The organism is Bacteroides sp. AM07-18 (assembly GCF_003602695.1).
Taxonomy (GTDB): Bacteria; Bacteroidota; Bacteroidia; order Bacteroidales; family Bacteroidaceae; genus Bacteroides; species Bacteroides uniformis.
Genome location: NZ_QTLM01000006.1, coordinates 132,275 through 155,347 on the forward strand (window position 1 = coordinate 132,275; position 23,073 = coordinate 155,347).

11 protein-coding genes are annotated in these 23,073 nt (G+C 53.2%); 10 read left to right on the forward strand and 1 reads right to left on the reverse strand.

All coding sequences use genetic code 11. The features are described 5' to 3' along the window. Positions 1–90 precede the first annotated feature (90 nt). The 10 genes from DW096_RS10300 to DW096_RS10350 all read left to right on the forward strand — a co-directional run bounded on the left by DW096_RS10300 (position 91) and on the right by DW096_RS10350 (position 20,323). Entirely contained in the window at positions 91–3,114 is a 3,024-nt protein-coding gene (locus tag DW096_RS10300; protein WP_005830322.1) for a TonB-dependent receptor, read from the forward strand. An 18-nt stretch (positions 3,115–3,132) separates the two neighbouring features. After that, complete coding sequence (locus tag DW096_RS10305; RefSeq protein ID WP_005830324.1) at positions 3,133–4,683, forward strand: RagB/SusD family nutrient uptake outer membrane protein; 1,551 nt, start codon at positions 3,133–3,135, stop codon at positions 4,681–4,683. Between the two features lie 12 nt (positions 4,684–4,695). Further along, positions 4,696–6,795: a family 43 glycosylhydrolase gene (locus DW096_RS10310; protein WP_118930971.1), complete on the forward strand. Its 2,100-nt coding sequence runs from the start codon at positions 4,696–4,698 to the stop codon at positions 6,793–6,795. Between the two features lie 17 nt (positions 6,796–6,812). Then, positions 6,813–8,204 carry a glucoamylase family protein gene (locus DW096_RS10315; protein ID WP_118930970.1) on the forward strand — a complete coding sequence of 464 codons (1,392 nt, stop codon included), beginning with the start codon at positions 6,813–6,815 and terminating at the stop codon, positions 8,202–8,204. Between the two features lie 119 nt (positions 8,205–8,323). Next, complete coding sequence (gene bglX, locus DW096_RS10320) at positions 8,324–10,615, forward strand: beta-glucosidase BglX (RefSeq protein ID WP_005830329.1); 2,292 nt, start codon at positions 8,324–8,326, stop codon at positions 10,613–10,615. Between the two features lie 137 nt (positions 10,616–10,752). Further along, positions 10,753–13,788: a TonB-dependent receptor gene (locus DW096_RS10325; protein ID WP_035447064.1), complete on the forward strand. Its 3,036-nt coding sequence runs from the start codon at positions 10,753–10,755 to the stop codon at positions 13,786–13,788. Between the two features lie 80 nt (positions 13,789–13,868). Further along, complete coding sequence (locus DW096_RS10330) at positions 13,869–15,389, forward strand: RagB/SusD family nutrient uptake outer membrane protein (RefSeq protein WP_005830332.1); 1,521 nt, start codon at positions 13,869–13,871, stop codon at positions 15,387–15,389. Between the two features lie 315 nt (positions 15,390–15,704). Beyond that, complete coding sequence (gene bglX, locus DW096_RS10340) at positions 15,705–18,041, forward strand: beta-glucosidase BglX (protein ID WP_034525957.1); 2,337 nt, start codon at positions 15,705–15,707, stop codon at positions 18,039–18,041. Positions 18,042–18,080: 39 nt separating this feature from the next. Beyond that, the gene (locus DW096_RS10345) at positions 18,081–18,944 is read left to right on the forward strand and encodes an endonuclease/exonuclease/phosphatase family protein (RefSeq protein ID WP_008662722.1); all 864 of its coding nucleotides are present in this window, start codon (positions 18,081–18,083) and stop codon (positions 18,942–18,944) included. Between the two features lie 44 nt (positions 18,945–18,988). Next, complete coding sequence (locus DW096_RS10350) at positions 18,989–20,323, forward strand: glucoamylase family protein (RefSeq protein WP_034525907.1); 1,335 nt, start codon at positions 18,989–18,991, stop codon at positions 20,321–20,323. 87 nt (positions 20,324–20,410) lie between these two features. Here the strand turns inward: DW096_RS10350 and DW096_RS10355 are convergent, their stop codons facing one another. Then, positions 20,411–22,942: a TonB-dependent receptor domain-containing protein gene (locus tag DW096_RS10355; RefSeq protein WP_008662721.1), complete on the reverse strand. Its 2,532-nt coding sequence runs from the start codon at positions 22,940–22,942 to the stop codon at positions 20,411–20,413. Positions 22,943–23,073: the final 131 nt, after the last annotated feature.

Here is a 23,073-nt window from a genome sequence, read left to right on the forward strand (position 1 = left end):
AAACGTATTATCGTGGTAGTGTTTTTTTTTGCCTTACTTACCGTAATTACTTCCTTTGCCGGCAGAATTATTAACTCTTAAATTTAGTTTATGAGAAGGCAAACTTTATTTCTTCTATTCATGATTTTGTTCTCATTGCCACTGACAGTTTTGGCACAAGGAACAAAGACAGTTAAAGGAACTGTTGTTGATCAGAACAACGAACCGATTATTGGAGCCACGGTTGTAGTAAAAGGCTCTACTATTGGAGCAGCTACCGACCTCGACGGTAACTATGTACTGAACGGCGTCCCCGAAGACGCAACTCTCGTATTCAACTATTTGGGCATGTTGCCGCAGGAAATAAGCGCTGCGGGACAATCCGTCATTAATGTAAAGCTACGTGAAGATGCACAACTACTGGAAGAAGTTGTTGTTATCGGTTACGGTTCGGCCAAGGCGAAAGACCTGACGGCCCCGATTGACGTTGTCAAAGAGAAAGAACTTATCAATGTTCCTACCTCCTCCCCGATGGCAGCATTGCAGGGAAAGGTACCGGGTGTTAACATCATCAATTCGGGAACGCCGGGCGAAGGTCCTAAAGTGACCATCCGTGGTATGGGTTCCTTCGGTGACACTTCTCCTCTCTATGTAGTGGACGGAATGTTCTACGACAACATCAACTTCCTGAACAATTCCGACATTCAGGACATGACCATCTTGAAAGACGCATCCGCATCTGCCATCTACGGTGTACGCGCTGCCAACGGTGTTGTAATCATCACCACCAAGAAAGGAAGCCGCAACCAGGATGCCAAGATTACCTATAACGGTTATGTAGGTATTCAGAAAGCCACCAACCTGCTGGAGATGTGTAACTCTCACGAGTATGCCACCATGATGTTGGAAGCCAACCCGGAAGCTTACCGGTCGATTTTCGAAAAGTCAGTAGCCGAATTCGGAGGCAATATGGAAAACCTGCAATTCAATGCCGATACCAACTGGTATGACGAACTGTTGCGCACAGCCATGATGACCAATCACAGCTTGAATATCTCCGGTGGTACGGAAAAAGCGACCTACTCTGCCGGCATGAGCTATCTGGCACAAGACGGTATCATGGACGTGGAAAACTACTACCGCCGCTTGAACTTCCGTGCCGCCCTTGACTACGAAGCCCGCAAATGGCTGAAAGTAGGCTTCAACGGCGTATTCAGCAACTCGCAGCAGCAGCTTCCCAAGAATGCCGCATGGCAACAGGCATACAACACACCGTCTATCATCCCGGTGTATGATGACCGCCGCGACGATGCCGTGTTCCCTAAGAAGTACACATCGCCCGAGCAGGTGGGCCTGACCAACAACTTCAACAATCCGGTAGCCACTGCCAACTATTACGACAACCGGAACGAGACCTACCAAGTGCTGACCAACTTCTATGCACAGCTCAACCTCATCCCCGACAAGCTGAATATACGCAGTAGCTACAGCTACGACTACTCAATGATTCGCGGTTCTGAGTTCACTCCTACCTACTATGTAGGCACCAACCAGAAGAAAGAGGTTACCGAACTCACTAAAAAGAACACTAACTACTACAAATATATATGGGACAACGTGGCCACTTATACTGACAAGTGGGGCAAACACTCCTTTACCGGTATGCTGGGTGCATCCATGCGTCAAGAGCAATACCGCCTGCTCGAAGGTACCGCCACCAACGTGCCCGAAGGTGAGGACGTGTGGAAATACATCGCACTGGGCAACAAGGAAGGCGCTACGGTGAAAGACGACGGCTGGAAATACCGCGGTCTCTCCTATTTCACCCGACTGAATTACAACTACAACGACAAGTACATGTTGATGTTCACCTTCCGTGCCGACGGCTCGTCCAAGTACAACGACAAATGGGGCTACTTCCCCTCCATCGGTGCCGCATGGGTCATCTCCCAAGAACCGTTTATGAAGAACCAGAATATCTTCGACTACATGAAGCTGCGTGCCAGCTGGGGTAAGCTGGGTAACGACAAGATTGCTGCCAGTGCAGGCTTCGCAAGCATACAGAACGTACAGTCCGTATTCGGTCCCAATACCGCCATCGACGGATTCATCAACACCACCAACTTCAGCTGGCTGGGTTGGGAAGTAGTGAACGAAACCAACGTGGGCGTCAACTTCAGTACACTGAAGAACCGCTTGAACGCCGACATCGACTGGTACTACCGTCTGACTGACAACGCCGTGATTTCACCCAAGCTCCCGATGAGTGGCGAGCTGCTGGCCGGCAACAACGGACAGATTCTGAATACCGGTATCGACCTCTCCTTGAACTGGAACGACAAGATTGGCCAGGACTTCAATTACAACATCGGCGTCAATCTCTCTTATCTGCATAACGAAGTGAAAAGCCTAAAAGGAAACATGAAAATCATCAAAGGCGGAAAGACCGTGAATATGGTGGGCGAGACGATGAACTCATTCTATGGCTACAAGGTCATCGGCATCTACCAGACTCCTGAACAATGTGCTGCCGACCCCATCGCCGTGGCCAACGGACTGGAACCCGGCGACTTCATCTACGAGGACGTGAACGGCGACCATGTGATAGACGGAAACGACAAGCAGGTGTTGGGCTCATACGTGCCCAGCTTTACTTATGGCTTCAATGCCGGATTCTCTTATAAGAACTTCGACTTCAGCCTCACTACCTACGGACAAGCAGGCGGCGAACTGTGGAACCGTAAGCGTGCCCTGCGCTATGCAGCCGACTACTATAACTTTGACCGTGCACAGTATGAGAACCGCTGGACGGGTGCAGGCTCTACCAACGAACATCCGTCGGCCAAGGCTCTTCTCAAAACCTGGAACAAATCAGACAGTAACAACGCTTCCTATTTCGTAGAAAGCTCCGATTACTTCCGCATCCAGAACATCACGCTGGGCTACTCGTTCAAGAACTTGAAGATAGGCAGCTACGTGATGCCGGGACTCCGCCTCTCATTGACGGCCGACCGCCCCTTCACTACCTTCAAGGCCAACAGCTTCACACCTGAAGTGTCGGATGCCGAAGGTTGGGATACCGAAGTATACCCTCTGACTTCAACCTATACTTTCGGAGTGCAAATAGATTTCTAAACCCTAAAACGTAAAACAATGAAATTCTTAAAGAAAACATTCGCATATATACTTCCGGCCATGATGGTACTGGGAGGAGCTACCGCTTGCACCGATTTCATAGAAATCGATCCGGAGAACAAAGTTCCCGAACAAGGCGTGGACTTTACCAACAAGAACAATATGTACCAACCCGTAGTGGGTGCCTACTCCAAAGTACGCACACAGGGCATGCACTGGTGCAACGCACTATTGATGTTCACCCGCGACGGTGACGTGTGGTCGGGCCGTACCGATGACCAGGGCGATGCCGTGGCCTTCGGACGCAAGTTCAACTACAACAACTCATTCTGGGCACTGAACCAGGTATGGATGAACTTCTACGACATCATCCGCATCACCAATGCCGCCCTGCAAAGCCTCGACGGTTATGCCGAATATCTTGCTGCAGGAAGCGAAGATTACAAAACCTACGAATCCTATTGCGGCGAAGTACGTACCATCCGTGCATGGGCCTACTATTGTCTGGTGACCAATTTCGGTCCCACCGTCATCTACCGTGACAACCTGCAGACCGATTTTCGCCGTTCTACCGTAGAGGCCGTATATAATTATATGCTGGAAGATTTGAACTACGCCATCGACAAACTGCCCCGCATGCGTCCCAACCAGATGGAACACAAGGGAGCCGTGACAGCCTTCACCGCCCAAGCATTGGCCGCCCGCATCTATCTGCTGAAAGGAGACTATGCACAAGTGGAGACACTGACCGATGACATCATCAAGAACGGTGGATTCCGTCTCTACGACGACTTCTACCAGCTGTTCAAAATTCCCGGAAAGTTGTGTGACGAATCTTTGTTCGAATGCCAGGTAACAGACTACGGCAATGGTTCCGGCGATTACCTGGGCGTAGACCAATGGTTCAATTTCCAGGGTCCGAACATGGCAGAGAGGTATGATGAAGTAGTGAACGCAGACGGTACCATCAGCTACAAGCAAGCCGAAGGCACCAAGTCCATAGGCGGCTGGAATTTCATAGGCTATGAACCCGAGTTCGTGGCATGGGCCGAAGCCCGTGGCGAAGGTGTGCGTGCCGAAACTTCTTTCCTGAAAGCCCTGAGCAAGACGCGCGAGGGTTGGCAGGTAGGTCCCACATCGGCCACCAAGACCGACTGTTGGAACGGCAAAGGTTACCTTCCCTACAATCAGATGACTCTTCCACGTACAACCTACGGAGCCAACAATAATGTGCGTATCATCCGCTATGCCGAAGTACTGCTGATGAACTCCGAAGCCAAAGTCAGACTGGGCAAGGATGGAGACGCAGGCTACAACGAAGTGCGCCGGCGTGCAGGCATGAGCACCAAAACCGGTGTTACCCTGAAAGACGTGATGGACGAACGCCGGATGGAACTTTGCGGCGAATGGTGTGCCCGTTATGTGGACTTGGTGCGTACCGGCGATGCCGCCACCGTACTCGGTCCCAAAGGATGGACAGCAGAAAAGACTTATTGGCCCATACCGGCCAACCAGTTGGACGACCTTCCTGATTTGAAGCTGGAACCCATTGACGGAATTGCCGAATAAATCCGTTCCAATATGGTAAAAAGATTCCTAATCAGTTGTGGAATAGCCTTTGCCGCTCTGGCGGCAAAGGCAACCCCTGACGATTCCATCAAAGTGGTGAAGGGGCAAGTCAGTGACTATTACATCACTGTAACCCAAGACCGTATCGTAAAAGGACACGTACTGGACACCAACCGCCAGCCACTCGCAGGCGCCACAGTCATGTTCTTCGCAAGTCCCATGCACAATACCACTGCCCACGACGGCAGCTTTGCCATCAAAGGAGCGAAGAACGACGTGCACCTGTATGTCTACTATCCCGGGAAAAAGATAGTGAACAGAATCCTGGCACTGGATGAAACCGATATTGAGGTAGTGATGGAAAAAGAGGTACACAAGGCAACCGCAATCTGCCGCCCCGCCCAGGCGACCCGGTGGTATGACCCACAGGCGCCTCTGTCGCGCACCTTCTGCAATCCGATGAACATCAGTTACAACTTCGAGCCTTTCAACAACAATGTGCGTCCCAACGGTTCGTTCCGTTCCTCTGCCGACCCGATGGCTGTGGAATACAAAGGAGAATATTTTCTGTTCTCCACCAACCAGGGCGGTTTTCATTATTCCAAGAACCTGGTGGATTGGGATTTCGTTCCTGCCAGCTTCCAGCGCAAGCCTACGGACGATGACCAGTGTGCGCCGGCCGCCTATGTAAGCGGCGACACGCTGTTCTATACCGGCTCCACCTACGAAGGTCTGGCCGTGTGGTACAGCACGCATCCCAAAACGGGACGTTTCAAACGTGCCATCGAAAAGAACGTACTTCCTTCATGGGATCCTTGTCTGTTTCTGGACGACGACGGCAGATTGTATCTGTACTATGGCTCCAGCAATGAATATCCCTTGAAAGCGGTAGAACTGGACCGGAATGATTTCTACCCCATCAGCAAGATTCACGATGTCATGATGCTCCGCCCCGAAGAACACGGCTGGGAACGTTTCGGCATGAACAATGACGATGAAGTGACACTCCGCCCATTCACAGAGGGCGCTTACATGACCAAACACAATGACAAATATTATTTCCAATATGGTGCTCCGGGCACTGAATTCAAAGTCTATGCCGATGGCGTATATGTTTCGGATTCCCCGCTGGGCCCGTTTGTCTACCAGAAGCATAACCCGATGTGCTACAAGCCGGGCGGTTATGTGCAAGGTGCCGGTCATGGAGGCACGTTCTGCGACGTGAAAGGCAATTACTGGCACGTGGCCACCTGCATGCTCTCCCTGAAGTACAAGTTCGAACGCCGCATCGGTCTTTATCCGGTGGCTTTCGACAAGGATGGTGTCATGTATTCGTCCACTGCCTTCGGCGATTATCCCAACTGGGCAGAACCGATGGACGTAAAGAACCCTGCAGAGCGTTTCACGGGATGGATGCTTCTGTCCTACGGCAAACCGGTGGAGGTATCATCTACGGATAGCATCCATGCAGCTTCCAACCTGACGGACGAAAGTATGCGCACCTACTGGGCAGCCCGTTCCGGCAACCCCGGCGAATGGGCCGGGATAGACCTGGGCAGTACAAAGAATGTACGTGCCGTGCAGTTGAACTTCTACGACCATAAAGCGGTTCAATACAACCGTGCCATGGATATTTATCACCAATACCGTATTTTTGCTTCCGAAGACGGAAAAGAATGGACATTGGTCATAGACAAGAGCGACAGTGACAAGGATTGTCCGCACGACTACATCGAGCTCAACGAGCCGTTGCGTGCCCGTTATCTGAAATACGAGAATGTGCACATGCCTACGGGAAATGTCGCCTTGTCCGGCTTCCGCGTCTTCGGGAACGGTGACGGCGATGTCCCGCAAGCCGTGAAAGGACTGACTGTGAAACGTGACAGGAAAGACCGCCAGAATGCCCTTATCTCCTGGCAACCCGAAGCAAGCGCCTATGGCTACAACATCTACTACGGCACCGCCGAAGGCAAGATGTACAATGCCATCACGGTACTGGGACAGACGGAATATGACTTCCGCGGACTGGATGCGGACACGGACTATTACTTCACTATCGAGGCGCTGAACGAAAACGGCCGCTCGCCATTGTGCAAGACGACAAAAAATTAAACACAAGAAATAAAGATATGAAAAAACCAATAATGATACATGTGCTGGCTTTGTTCCTGATTTCCACATTGGCGGGCTGTGCATCCTGCTCTTCCGACTTGAAGGAAAACGGGAAAGAGAACGGAAAAGAGGAAAAGCCCGACACAGAGGAAGTACGTCCCGAATCATTCGCTTCGGATGACGAAATGCTTGATTACATCCAGAAGGTACATTTGAACTACATGTGGGACGGTGCGGAACCGACCTCCGGACTGGCACGCGAACGCATCCACCTGGATGGGGATTATCCCGAAAAGGACCAGAATGTTGTCACCACCGGCGGCAGCGGATTTGGTATAGCCGGACTGCTGGTAGGCATCGAACGCGGCTTCATCCCCAGGGAAGAAGGCGTGAAGCGCCTGACCAAGATTGCCGATTACCTGAAACGCGCCGACCGCTTCCACGGCGTATGGCCCCATTGGTTGTACGGCCCTACCGGCAAGGTGAAACCTTTCGGACAAAAAGATAACGGCGGAGACTTGGTGGAAAGCTGCTTCCTGATGCAAAGCTTGCTTTGCGTACGCCAATACTTCCGCGACGGCAACGAGCAGGAAAAGGCGCTGGCAGAGAAGATTAACCAATTGTGGAAAGAGATGGAGTTCAGCTGGTATCAGAATGGCAAGGATGTCATCTACTGGCACTGGTCTCCTGAATACAACTGGGAAATGAACTTCCCGCTGGAAGGCTACAACGAAGCATTGATTGTGTATGTGCTCGCAGCCTCCTCCCCCACTTATCCCGTTCCGGCTTCAGCCTACCACAACGGCTGGGCACGCGGCGGCGGCATCAAGTCCGACTCTGCCCCCTACGGCCTGCCTTTGGAATTGAAACACAACGGAGCCGAGAAACTGGGCGGTCCCTTGTTCTGGGCACAATACTCGCACATCGGTCTGGACCCGCGCAACCTGAGCGACCGCTATGCCAACTACTGGAACGTGGTGCGCAACCATGCCCTCTCCAACTACCGCTACTGCGTGGAGAATCCCAAACAATACAAAGGTTACGGCGAGGACTGCTGGGGACTGACCGCCAGCTACTCTACCAAAGGCTATGCAGCCCACTGCCCGGGCGACAACGACCATGGTGTCATCACACCGACAGCAGCCTTGTCCAGTTTTCCCTACACACCGGAGGAATCCATGCGTGCACTGAAGTATTTCTATTCCAAAGGCGACTGGATTTGGGGCAAGTACGGATTCTACGATGCCTTCTCCGAGGGAAGTGACTGGACGGTGCCCCGCTATCTTGCCATCGACCAATGCACCATTGCCCCGATGATTGAGAACTATCGTTCCGGCTTGTTGTGGAAACTCTTCATGAGCTGTCCCGAGGTTCAGGAAGGATTGCAGAAGCTGGGATTTAAGGCTTAGGGATTTACGATTGAAGTTAGTATGCGACATGATGGAGCAGCTAAGCTTAAGTTGAATTTCTATATCACTATTCCCCTCCCCCTTCAGGGGGCCGGAGGGGATAATCAAAATTATATCATATGAAGAAATACACATTATTAGCAGCCTTGGCTTTCTCTGCCCTCACCGTGACGGCAACGCCCAAAGAAAACACATCCCAAGGCAATCCGCAGGAGATGGATAAATTCATTACGGAGCTGATGGGCAAAATGACGCTGCACGAGAAAATCGGTCAGCTCAACCTGCCGGTAACGGGAAACATCGTCACCGGACAAGCCAAGAGCAGCGACGTTGCCGGTAAAATCCGCAACGGTGAAGTCGGAGGTCTGTTCAACCTGAAAGGCGTGAAGAACATCCGCGAAGTGCAGAAACTTGCCGTAGAGAACAGCCGCCTGGGCATCCCCTTGCTGTTCGGTATGGACGTGATTCACGGTTACGAAACGGTATTCCCCATCCCCTTGGCACTCTCGTGCAGTTGGGACATGGAGGCTATAGAGAAATCGGCCCGTATCGCCGCCATTGAGTCGAGTGCAGACGGTATCTGCTGGACGTTCAGCCCGATGGTGGACATCTGCCGCGATGCCCGTTGGGGACGTGTATCAGAAGGCAACGGTGAAGACCCCTTCCTGGGTTCAGCCATTGCACAAGCCATGATTCGCGGTTATCAGGGCAAGGATATGAGTGCCAACAACGAGATAATGGCTTGCGTAAAGCACTTCGCACTGTATGGCGCCGGAGAAGCCGGCCGCGACTACAACACGGTGGATATGAGCCGCAACCGTATGTTCAACGAATACTTCCCTCCCTACAAGGCTGCCGTAGAAGCCGGTGTGGGTAGCGCAATGACCTCCTTCAATGAAATTGACGGAGTACCCGCCACTGCCAACCACTGGCTGCTGACCGACGTACTGCGCAACCAATGGGGCTTCGACGGCTTCGTGGTGACAGACTATACAGCCATCTCCGAAATGATAGACCACGGAATCGGCGACCTGCAGGAAGTATCCGCACGTGCCTTGACCGCCGGAACAGACATGGACATGGTAGCCGACGGATTTATCGGCACACTGGAAAAATCCCTGAAAGAAGGCAAAGTGACTGAGGCCGACATTGACAAAGCCTGCCGACGCATCCTAGAAGCCAAATACAAGCTGGGACTGTTTGCCAATCCGTATAAATACTGCGACGTGAAGCGTGCCGAAAAAGAAGTGTTCACTCCCGAACACCGTTCCATCGCCCGCCAGATTGCCACAGAGACATTCGTACTGCTGAAGAACCAGGACAATCTGCTGCCCTTGCAACGCAAAGGCAATATCGCCTTGATTGGCCCGCTTGCCAACACCCGTGCCAACATGCCGGGCACTTGGAGTGTGGCAGCCACAGCAGACAAATACAGCACCCTGCTGGAAGGTTTCAAGAATTCTGTCGGCTCCAAGGCCAACATTCTCTATGCACAAGGCAGCAACCTGATGTACGATGCCGACTACCAGACACGCGCCACGATGTTCGGCCGTGAACTGCCCCGTGGCAATGACCAAGAACTGCTGGACGAAGCCCTGAAAGTAGCCGCACAAGCCGATGTCATTGTAGCCGCCCTCGGCGAGTCCTCCGAGATGAGTGGTGAGAGCAGTAGCCGTTCCGAACTGGAAATGCCGGACGCACAGCGCCACCTGCTGGAAGCATTGCTGAAAACGGGCAAACCCGTAGTATTGGTATTGTTCTCCGGACGTCCCGTAGTGCTGACTTGGGAGAATGAAAATGTTCCTGCCATCCTGAATGTATGGTTCGGAGGTAGTGAAGCTGCAGACGCCATTGCCGACGTAGTGTTCGGAGACGTTTGCCCCAGCGGTAAGCTGACCACCACTTTCCCGCAGAATGTGGGCCAGTTGCCTATGGCATACAACCACAAGAATACCGGCCGTCCTCTGAAAGAAGGCAAATGGTTCGAGAAGTTCCGCAGCAACTACCTGGATGTGAGCAACGACCCGCTGTATCCTTTCGGCTATGGCTTGAGCTACACCACCTTCCAGTACAGTGACATCACGCTCAGCTCCAAGCAACTGAATGCGGACGGCAAGCTGACCGCTTCCGTAACCGTAACCAATACGGGTAACTACGATGCAGATGAAATCGTACAGCTCTATATCCGCGACTTGGTGGGCAGCATTACCCGCCCCGTGAAAGAGCTGAAAGGCTTCGAGCGCATCCACCTGAAAAAAGGCGAAAGCAAGCAGGTGACCTTCACCATTACCCCCGAATTGCTGAAGTTCTACAACTACGACATACAGTATGTATACGAACCCGGCGAGTTCCATGTAATGATTGGACCCAACAGCCGCGATGTAAAGACTACGAGTTTTGAGTTGAAATAGGTATAGTTTTGCTTTTAGGTAAGAGGGCAGTCCGCGAAAACCGGGCTGCCCTTTTTTAACACCGTCACCAAATCTTTTTTGCATTTTGATTGTTCAGAGGAGAAACTGAATGATTTATCCACTAAAAAATCAATGTAATGAAGAAGAACCTAAACCTTCCCAAGAAGAAAACCGGAAGACTGAGAAACCTATTTCTGACGGTGTGCCTGCTGGCAAGTGTCGCCGCATCGGCGCAGGAGAAAACAGTAACCGGTACCGTGACCGATGCCCTGGGTGACCCGCTGATTGGTGCCACCGTATTGGTGCAGGGAACCTCCAATGGCGTGATTACCGACATAGACGGCCGGTACTCCATCCAGGCCACCCCGGAGAACACATTGGATTTTTCCTATGTAGGCATGGTGAAGCAAGCTGTCAAGGTAGGCAGCCAGTCGGTAATCAACGTCCAGATGAAAGACGACTCGCAGATGCTGGCCGAAACCGTTGTCATCGGTTATGGCAGCGCCAAGAAGCGAGACCTTACGGGCTCCATCACCAACATTAAAGGCGACGAAATCGCCAACAAGCCGGTGGTCAACCCCGTATCCGCACTGCAAGGAAAGATTGCCGGCGTGCAGGTGATAAACTCCGGCAAGGCAGGCTCCGACCCGGAAATCCGTGTACGCGGAACAAACTCCATCAACGGCTACAAGCCACTCTATGTGGTGGACGGACTGTTCAACGACAACATCAACTTCCTGAATCCGCAGGACATCGAATCCATGGAGATACTAAAAGACCCGTCGTCGCTCGCCATCTTCGGTGTGCGCGGTGCCAACGGCGTGATTATCATCACCACCAAGAAGGCGAAAGAGGGACAGACACGCGTCAATATCAACGGCTCGTTCGGTTTCAAGTCCGTCACCGACAAAATTGCACTGACGGATGCCGAAGGCTTCAAACTGCTGTACAACGAACAGTTGAGGAATGAAGGCAACCCGGAATACAACTTCTCGGACTGGACGGGAAACACCAACTGGCAGGATGAAATCTTCCAGACTGGGTTCATCACCAACAACAACATCAGCATCACGGGTGCCTCGGACAAGAACAGCTTCTATCTCGGTGCGGGCTATGCCTACGAACAAGGCAACATCAAGCACGAGAAGTACAGCAAGATTACGCTGAACATCAGCAACGACTATAAAGTGACGGACAACCTCAAGGTAGGTTTTCAATTCAACGGGGCACGCATGCTGCCCGCCGACACGAAGAGTGTGGCTACAGCCCTGCGCGCAGCTCCGGTGGCGCATGTATTCAACTCCGAGTACGGCCTCTACACCTCACTGCCCGGATTCCAGAAGGCACAGATGAACAACCCGATGGTGGACGTAGACCTGAAGGCGAATACCACGAAAGCCGAGAACTACCGTGGCTCGGGCAACGTGTACGGGCAATGGGATTTCCTGAAACACTTCCAGTTCAAGGCCATGTTCTCCCTGGACTATGCCTCGAACAGCACACGGACATACACCCCGGTTATCCAGGTATATGACGCAAGCGTCGAGGGAGACATAGCCACGCTGGGCAACGGCAAGACCGGAGTGTCCCAAGCCAAAGAAACGGAAATGAAGGTACAGAGCGACTATCTGCTGACCTACACCAACTCCTGGGGAGACCACAGCGTGACGGCCACAGCCGGTTTCACCACCTACTACAACAAGCTCGAGAATCTGAACGGCGCCCGTACCCAAGGGGTAGGCCTGGTCATTCCGGACAATCCCGACAAATGGTACGTAAGTATCGGCGACGCAGCCACCGCCACCAACGGCAGTACGCAGTGGGAGCGCTCCACCGTGTCCGTGCTGGCACGCGTGCTCTACAACTACAAGGGCAAGTACCTGTTCAACGGCTCCTACCGCCGCGACGGTTCTTCCGCCTTCTCCTACACCGGCAACCAGTGGCAGAACTTCTACTCCGTCGGCCTGGGCTGGCTGATGAGCGAGGAAGCATGGATGAAGGACATCACCTGGCTGGATATGCTGAAACTGAAAGGCTCATGGGGCACACTGGGCAACCAGAACCTGGACCGCGCCTATCCCGCCGAACCGTTGCTGACGAATGCCTACTCCGCCGTGTTCGGCACCCCGTCTGCCATCTATCCGGGCTACCAGCTTGCCTACCTGCCCAACCCCAAACTGCGCTGGGAGAAGGTGGAAGCCTGGGAAGCCGGTGCAGAAGCCAACTTCCTCCGCAACCGCCTGCACTTTGAAGGGGTGTACTACAAGAAGAAAACCAAAGACCTGCTGGCCGAAGTGCCGGGCATCTCGGGCACCGTACCGGGTATCGGAAACCTTGGCTCCATCGAGAATTCGGGCGTAGAGCTTGCCTTGAGCTGGCGCGACCGGATAGGCGACTGGAACTACAACATCGGAATGAACCTTGCCACCATCAAGAACAAGGTACTGAGCCTCGTGCAGGAAGGCTACTCCATCATAGCCGGAGACAAGCAGCAGAGCTACACAATGGCAGGATACCCCATCGGCTACTTCTACGGCTACAAGGTGGAAGGCGTCTACCAGACCCAGGAGGAGATTGAGCACTCTCCCAAGAACACACTGGCAACCGTCACCCCGGGCGACCTGAAATTCCGCGACGTGAACGGTGACGGTGAAATCACCACGGCAGACCGTACGATGATTGGTAATCCTACACCCGATGTCACCTACGGCTTCACGCTCGGCCTGGGCTACAAGAACTGGGAGCTTGCCGTTGACATGATGGGACAAGGCGGCAATCAGATTTACCGTACCTGGGACAACTACAACTGGAGCCAGTTCAACTTTATGGAGCAACGCATGGACCGCTGGCACGGTGAAGGGACCAGCAACACCCAGCCGCTGCTGAACACCAAGCATACCATCAACAATCTGAACTCCGAGTATTACATAGAGGACGGCTCGTTCTTCCGCATCCGTAACGTGTCGCTGGCATACAACTTCGACAAGGCGCTGATTTCGAAGATAGGCATGCAGGCGCTGAAGCTCTACGTGAACATACAGAACCTGAAGACGTGGAAGCACAACACCGGATATACCCCGGAACTGGGCGGAAGTGCCATCGCCTTCGGGGTGGACGACGGCAGTTATCCGATGCCGGCGATTTATACGTTCGGATTTAATCTGACGTTCTAAAAGCCTCTCCCCTAAAAAAGAGTAACTTCAAACCTCCCCCGACTCCTTCAAAGGGAACGGGGAATGAAAAATATAAATTTATGAAACTGATAAAATACATATTTACATTGCTGGTGGGTGCAACAGCCCTCTCACTGACATCCTGCAACGACTTCCTGGACCGCGATCCGCTGGGGCAGTTCACGGAAGATGACTCTCCCAACGCCCTTGTAGGCGGGAAGATATTCAACGTCTACTACCTGATGCGCTCGTACGACATCACTGCCGGTATTCCTGCTTTTATGGTGCACATGGTGCGCAGCGAGGACTCCGAGAAAGGCAGTGACGCCGGCGACGGCAGCAACGAGGCCGCCATGTGGGACGACTTCGAATACACTGCCTCCAACGGGCCGCTCAGCGCCTATTGGGGACAGAACTACAAAATCATCTACCAGTGCAACGAAATCCTGGACGACATTGAGAAGAGCGGACACAAGGACGACACCGAAGCCATCCGCAACCGCGGCGAAGCGCTCTTCTTCCGTGCCTGGTGCTACTTCAACCTGGTACGCGCCTTTGGCGAAGTGCCGCTGGTCACCATCAAGGTAGTGGAAGCCTCCGATGCCAACGTGCCCAAGACCACGGCGGAAAAGATATACGAACAGATTGACAAAGACCTGACCGAAGCCGAAGAATGCCTGCCCCTGCGGTGGGACAGCGACTATACGGGACGGCTGACCTGGGGCGCCGCACGCTCCCTGCACGCACGCACCTATATGATGCGGAACGATTGGGACAATATGTACACAGCCTCCACCGAAGTGATAAAGTCGGGCATCTACAACCTGAATACACCGGTCGACAAAGTCTTCACCGTAGAAGGGGAAAACTGCGGCGAGAGCATCTTCGAACTGCAATGCGAAGCCACCGATGCCATGAAAGAGGATGCCAGCATCGGCAGCCAGTTCTGCCAGGTGCAAGGGGTGCGCGGAGCCGGCGAGTGGGACCTGGGATGGGGCTGGCACATGGCCACCAAACTGATGGGAGAAGCCTTTGAGCCGGGCGACCCGCGCCGGAACGCCACATTGCTCTACTTCCGCCGCAGCACGGACGAGCCCATCACACCGGAGAATACCAACCAGCCTTATGGCGAGTCACCCGTATCCACCGCCATGGGTGCCTACTTCAACAAGAAGGCCTACACGGACCCGACACTGCGCCGCAAGTACAGCCGTATGGGTTTCTGGGTAAACATCCGCCTCATCCGCTATCCGGACGTGCTGCTGATGGCTGCCGAAGCCGCCAACGAGAAAGGGCTGACGGGCGAAGCCGCCGGGTATCTGGAACAAGTACGCGCCCATGCCCGCGGCACACTGGCAGACGTGCTTCCGAAGGTAGAATCTGCCAGCCAGTCTGTGCTGCGTGACGCCATTCGCCACGAACGCCGCGTAGAGCTGGCACTGGAACCCGACCGCTTCTACGACCTCGTGCGCTGGGGCATTGCCAAAGAAGTGCTGCAAGCTGCCGGAAAGAATTACCAGGACAAGAATGCGCTGCTGCCTCTGCCCCAGACAGAGATAGACAAATCGAACGGAGTACTGGTACAGAACCCCGACTATTGATACCCGGCCAAAGGAAACAGCCGACCCAATCAATGGCAAAAGGTCTGTTTTATAACTTGCTATCAATCAAAGCATTGCTACTGCAAAGAGCTGCAAACTTTTTGCAGTGGCACTGCAAAAGTGTTGCAGTAGCACTGCACAACAGTTGCAGTGTCGCTGCAAAGCAGTTGCAGTAGCGCTGCAAATCGTTTGCAGTATCACTGCAGAGAAATTGCAGCACCGTTGCAAAGAAGTCATAGCGCCACTGCAATAGAGTGACGGCAATCTAAAAACAATGAAGGGAACATACTTACAAACAATTAATTCAATATGAATATGAAGAAAATTTTCAAGAGAACAAGTCTGCTGCTCGCGACCGCTTTAATAGGTGTCACCGCCACCGTGCAGGCGCAGAAATCTCCGCAGGACATGGACCGCTTCATCGACGCACTGATGCGCCGGATGACTGTGGAAGAGAAAATCGGCCAGCTCAACCTGCCCGTGACCGGAGAGATCACTACCGGTCAGGCAAAGAGCAGCGACGTGGCCAAGAAGATTGAGCAGGGGCTCGTGGGAGGGCTTTTCAATCTGAAAGGAGTGGCCAAGATACGCGACGTACAGAAACTGGCCGTAGAGAATTCCCGCCTGGGCATCCCCCTACTGTTCGGCATGGATGTGATACATGGCTATGAGACCATCTTCCCCATCCCCCTCGGCCTCTCCTGCACGTGGGATATGGCAGCCATCGAGCAGTCTGCCCGCATAGCCGCTACAGAAGCCAGTGCCGACGGTATCTCATGGACATTCAGTCCGATGGTAGACATCAGCCGTGACCCACGCTGGGGACGTGTATCCGAAGGGTCGGGAGAAGACCCGTTCCTCGGAGGTGCCATCGCCCGCGCCATGGTGTTGGGGTATCAGGGAAAAGACCCGGACGACCAACTGAAACGGAACGACGAAATCATGGCATGCGTCAAGCACTTCGCACTGTACGGTGCCGGAGAAGCCGGACGCGACTACAACACGGTAGACATGAGCCGCAACCGCATGTTCAACGAATACATGTACCCCTATGAAGCAGCCGTCCGCGCCGGAGTGGGTAGTGCGATGGCCTCCTTCAACGAAGTGGACGGCGTGCCCGCCACCGCCAACCACTGGCTGATGACAGATGTACTGCGCAAACAATGGGGCTTCAACGGTTTTGTGGTGACCGACTTTACCGGTATCTCCGAAATGGTGGAACACGGAATCGGCAACCTGCAGACCGTTTCCACCCGTGCGCTCAACGCCGGTGTGGACATGGATATGGTGAGCGAAGGTTTCGTAGGCACGTTGAAAAAGTCGCTCACCGAAGGCAAAATAACCATGAAGACGCTGGATGCAGCCTGCCGCCGCATCCTTGAAGCGAAATACAAGTTAGGGCTGTTCGATGACCCTTACAAATACTGCGACCTCAGCCGTCCCGCACGCGACATCTTCACCCGCGAGCACCGCGCCGCTGCCCGCCGGATTGCCGCCGAAAGCTTTGTGCTGCTGAAAAACGAACCTTTTGAGGGACAAGGCAAGAAGTCTTCTCGTCCCGTCCTTCCCTTAGAGAAGCAAGGCACCGTCGCCGTCATCGGCCCCCTGGGCAATACCCGCAGCAACATGCCCGGTACCTGGAGTGTTGCCGCACGCCTGGACGACTATCCCTCTCTGTACGAAGGATTGAAGGAGATGACAGCCAGCCGGGTGAACATCACCTACGCCAAAGGTAGCAACCTCATCAGTGATGCAGCCTACGAGGAACGCGCCACCCTATTCGGCCGTTCGCTGAACCGGGACAACCGTACGGATAAGAAACTGTTGGACGAAGCTTTGAAGGTGGCCTCCGGTGCCGACGTGATTGTAGCCGCCCTGGGCGAGTCTTCCGAAATGAGCGGTGAAAGCTCGAGCCGTACCGACCTCGGCATCCCCGACGTGCAACGCACCCTGCTGGAGGCCTTGCTGAAGACCGGCAAGCCCGTTGTACTAACCCTCTTCACCGGCCGGCCGCTGACGCTCACCTGGGAGCAGGAACATGTGCCCGCCATCTTGAACGTATGGTTCGGTGGCAGCGAAGCGGCCTATGCCATTGGCGACGTGCTGTTCGGCGACGTGAACCCAAGCGGTAAGCTGACCATGACTTTCCCGAAAAACGTGGGGCAGATACCCTTGTTCTACAACCATAAGAATACCGGACGACCGCTGGCAGAAGGCAAATGGTTCGAGAAGTTTCGCAGCAACTATCTGGATGTGGACAATGAGCCGCTGTATCCCTTCGGCTACGGTCTCTCGTACACCACTTTCCGGTACAGCGACATCGCCCTCAGTACCCCGGTCATGGGACAAAATGGCTCCACCACTGCCGTAGTCACCGTGACCAATACCGGCAAGCGTGACGGCGCAGAAGTCGTGCAGCTCTATATCCGCGACCTCGTAGGCAGCATTACCCGCCCCGTACGCGAGCTGAAAGGCTTTGAAAAGGTGTTCCTGAAAGCGGGCGAAAGCAAGACCGTATCCTTCAAGATTACCCCTGAGCTGCTCCGCTTCTACGACTACGACCTCAACCACGTGGCCGAGCCGGGAGATTTCGATGTGATGATAGGTGGCAGCAGCCAGGCAGAAAAGACAGCCCGACTGACACTGAAATAAAATAAAATATTTAATATTGCACTCTAAAAACAAGAAAACATGAGATATACTACTTTACTCCTTTGTTTTTGCAGCATTCTGCTCCTTGGCAGCTGCAAGAGCCAGCCCTCCGCACAGAACGGACAGCCGCTGGAAGTGATGACGTTCAATGTCCGCCTGGATATTCCTTCGGACAGTGTAAACAACTGGAATTACCGCAAGGGTGACGCCTGCCGTATGATAGCCTACTACAGCCCCGACTTGCTGGGCATGCAGGAAGTGCTTCACAACCAAATGGAAGACCTAAAACGCGGGCTGCCGCAATACACAGCACTCGGTGTGGGGCGCGACGACGGCAAGGAAGCAGGCGAATACTGCCCGATATTCTTCCGGACCGACCGGTTTACACTGGTGGAATACGGCAATTTCTCCCTCAGCGAGCAACCCGAAACTATCGGCATCAAGGGCTGGGACGCTTCCTACAACCGTGTCACCACCTGGGCGATACTGCAGGAAAAGAACAACGGACAAAAGTTTGTATATTTCAACACCCATCTGGACAACGACGGAAAGACAGCCCGCAAAGAGGGCGTGCAACTCATTCTCGACAAAATCAAGGAGATAGCACCGGACATGCCCGCCATCATCACCGGTGACTTTAACTGTACGCCCGGTGAAGAACCTCTGCAAACGCTGGAAAAGGGAGGAATGGAAAATGCCGCAAAGACAGCTGCCGTCACCTACGGTCCGTCCTGGTCTTTCCATGACTTCGGCCGTCTGCCGGTGGAGGAACGCGTACTGCTGGACTATGTCTTCGTGACCAAAGGCGCAAAGATAGACCGCTACCGCGTTATCCAAGACAAACCGGAGAACAGCTACCTTTCCGACCACTGTCCTATACTTGTTGAATTGACCGTGCAATGAATATAGATAAGTAAATGATAAAAAAACAAGTAAGCATTGGTACAATGAAAATACAATACAGTTTATTATTGTTCCTGCTGTTGCTCGGTTTCACGCAATGCAAAAGCCCCGCCGCCAAAGAAGACCGGCTGAGCGACGATGCCCTGATGGACACCGTACAGCGCCGTACCTTCAACTACTTCTGGGAAGGTGCCGAGCCCAACAGCGGACTGGCACGCGAACGCATCCACATGGACGGTGTCTATCCGGAGAACGACCAGAACGTAATCACGTCCGGTGGAAGCGGCTTCGGCATCATGGCTATACTTGCCGGTATAGACCGCGGCTATGTCACCCGCCAGGAAGGGCTGGAACGAATGGAGAAAATCGTCTCCTTCCTCGAAACCGCTGACCGTTTCCACGGTGCCTACCCACACTGGTGGTATGGCGATACGGGCAAGGTGAAACCCTTCGGGCAGAAAGACAATGGCGGCGACCTGGTAGAAACAGCCTTCATCATGCAGGCGCTGCTCTCCGTCCACCAGTACTACATCGACGGTTCGCCCGCCGAGCAAGCCCTCGCCGCCCGCATCGACAAGCTGTGGCGCGAAGTGGACTGGAACTTCTACCGCCAGAACGGCCAGAACGTGCTCTATTGGCACTGGAGTTCGGAATACGGTTGGGAAATGAACTTTCCCGTACACGGTTACAACGAATGCCTCATCATGTATATCCTTGCCGCCGCCTCGCCTACCCACGGCGTGCCTGCAGCAGTCTATCACGAGGGCTGGGCGCAGAACGGGGCCATTGTAGACCCTCATAAAGTGGAGAATATCGAGTTGCATCTGCGCTATCAAGGCACAGAAGCCGGACCGCTCTTCTGGGCACAATACTCGTTTCTCGGCCTCGACCCCATCGGGCTGAAGGATGAATACTGCGCCAACTACTTCGACGAGATGCGTAACCTGACGCTTGTGAACCGTGCCTACTGTGTCCGCAACCCCAAGCACTACAAAGGTTTCGGGCCCGACTGCTGGGGACTGACAGCCAGCTACTCCGTCAACGGATATGCCGCCCACGCTCCCAACGAACGCGACGACCAGGGAGTCATCTCTCCAACTGCCGCCTTGTCATCCATCGTCTATACCCCGGAACAGTCGTTGCAAGTGATGCGCCACCTCTACGAGATGGGAGATAAGGTCTTCGGCCCCTATGGCTTCTACGATGCTTTCAGCGAAACGGACAACTGGTATCCGCAGCGCTACCTCGCCATTGACCAGGGCCCGATAGCCGTCATGCTCGAGAATTATCGGTCGGGACTGCTGTGGAAGCTCTTCATGAGTCATCCGGATGTGCAGAAAGGGTTGAAGGAGTTGGGGTTCTCAACAGTCAGCAAGTAACTTACTATCATAAAAAATCCCCTTCTGAAACTTGTATTCTCTGATGAATAGCGAGGTACAAGTTTCAGAAGGGGATGTATTTACAACCTATTCACCGCCGCCACCGGAACCACTGCCACCGCTCTTCACATCATCATTGCTGATAGTGCGCGCAGCCTTTTTCACGCTTGCCTTCAACTCACCGATACGGTAGCTGACGCTTATGCCAAAGCGTTGGCGGCTGTACTTATAATTGCTTTCCCGTATAAAACCGCTGCCTTCGGTGGTGGAGCTTTGGTCCATATACTTCTTGAAGAAGTTGCTGGCAAAGGCAGACAAGGTGAGGCGCTTGTCCAAGAAGGACTTGTTGACGCTCAAGCCATAATCAAAGAAGCTGCTGCCCTTACCTTGCAGCATAATCCACGGCGTCTGTCCGAAGACATTCAGACTGATGCGCCAGTCATGGGGCAGCGTCTGCTGTGCACCGCCGTAGGCAAAGAGGCTCCAGCCATCGTTACGCATGCCTTCACTGCCCTCCAGATAAGAGTAATTGCCGCTCATGTTCATGTAGATACGTGTACGTGGAGTGGCATTCCAGTTGACGTAACCGTTCACACTGGCATAACGGGTCTTGCCGATGTTGGCATAGGTAGAATAAAGCACATCCTTGCCCGTGGGGTTCTTCAATCCCTCAATCTCCGTATCGGGCATGAGCCTTGTCACATTCTCAATACTGTTGTTGGTAAACGAGTAGCGGGCCGAGATATTGATATTGAACTTCTGTGTGAAGTTACTGTAACTCAAGTTGAAAGCATGGCTCTTCTCACTGTCCAGCTTCGGATTACCCTGGCTGATATAGGAGGGGTCCGTATCATTCAGATAAGGATTCAGAGACCAGATTCCCGGACGATAGATACGCATGTTGTACCCCAAACGCAGATTGGACATATCCGTCAGCTTGTAGCCGATAGAAGCGGAAGGCACTACGTCGTCGAAGTTCTTTGTGAAATCCTCGCCGCGGCCCACCAGATACTTCACATCTTGGATGGTATGCTCGTAGCGTAATCCCAAACGGCCCGAAAGTCTCTTCACCTTCAGTCCATATCCCAGATAGGCGGCGATAATATCGTTCAAATGCTTGTAGTGTGAGCTCTGGTCCTTGTTGTATTCATACTTTCCGGTATCGTCCGCATCAAAACGGTCGTCTTCGGAGGAGTTGTTGCGCAGAATGTACTTGGCACCTGCCTCCAATGTATGCAGCTTGCCGATAGGCGTGGTATAGTCGGCCTGGAACGTATGCTCCGTGGTATTCTGCTCACCGTCGTTATGCTGGTTCTTCAAACGGTTCAGATAGTCTGCCCAATCGGGGTTATAGCCATTGTCTATTTCATATTCCGTATAGGAATCCGACGTTTGCGGACGGGTGTTTATCTTGTAGGAGAACGTCAGCATGCGGTCCTTGACCTTGAACAGACGCTGGTAGTCGATACCTCCGTCGATGGAATACCAGGAAGACTTGCTGCGGTTGAAGGCAGAGTAGCTGTAAATGGGAGCAGCGTTTATGTTCTCTGGAAAGGTGGCGATGTAGTCCGTAGAGCCGTTACTCTTATTCCCACCGCCCCAAAGTCCGAAAGACATGGTAACCAAGCGTAATGTATCTATTTCGTAGCTGGCCTCCATGCTGCCCGACTGGAAAGAACCGTGTCCCTTGTTGCTGCCGTCATAGTCCAGATTGGAAGAATTCTCCGTAACAGCTTCCGGTGTCACATGCTGGCTACCACTGCTGTAGTTGCGGGGCTGGTCGTTGTAATTGTAATTGTAGCGGGCGCTGACGGTCAGCTTTCCGCTCTTTATGGTACCGAATGCCCCGCCGCCTGCACCGCGGTTGCTGACGTTGGCACTGAACGTAGCCGTATAGCCTTCGAGTCCGCTGCCCACGGTGACGATGTTCAGAATACCGCCCACACCCTCGGCGTCATACTTGGGGCCGGGATTGGTTATCACTTCAATATGCTTGATACTGTTTGCAGGCATACTTTTCAGCACTTCCGTCGGGTTGTTGCTCATCATGTTGTTGGGCTTTCCGTTGACATATACCTTAAAGCTGCTACTCCCGTTCACCTGAATATTGTCCTCGCCATCCACCGTTACCAACGGTACCTTGCGAAGCATTTCCAGCACGGAGTTCGACTGGGCGTCAGGGTCATCCTGCACATTGTACTCTATCTTGTCGATATCTGCCTTCACCAGAGGCTTCTGTGCCACTATTTCCACCTGCCCCAGCTCATTGGAGGCATCTACGATATACAGCGTGCCGAAGTCCACCAGCTTCTCCCCTGCCTTCACAGAAAAGTCCTTCACGATGGGAGTACGTCCCACGGAAGTGATGGTCATTACGAAGTTGCCCGTACCGGGAACTTTTTCCTGAAACTGGCCTTTCATATCCGTTACCAGCATTTTCAGCGCCTTTGCAGGGGCCTCTTTCTTCACGATTTTAATGGTAGCATAAGGTTCACCCTCCTGGGTGAGCGAGTCGAGCAAAATTCCTTTAACCTGGAAAGAAGTGTTTGCCGTGTTTTGCGCTGCAAGCAGTCCCGAAATCATCAGCATCCATAGCAGCACAGTCCATTTTGTTCTCATTGCGTTTTTATATTTAGTGACTATTCATGTTTATTGTCTTGGTATTAGACGTTTCCCGTTCGAGTTTTGTCACAATGAATTCGGCAAAAATAGCCCCTTTTTCATGCATTTACGAGACTTTCGGAGTTAAA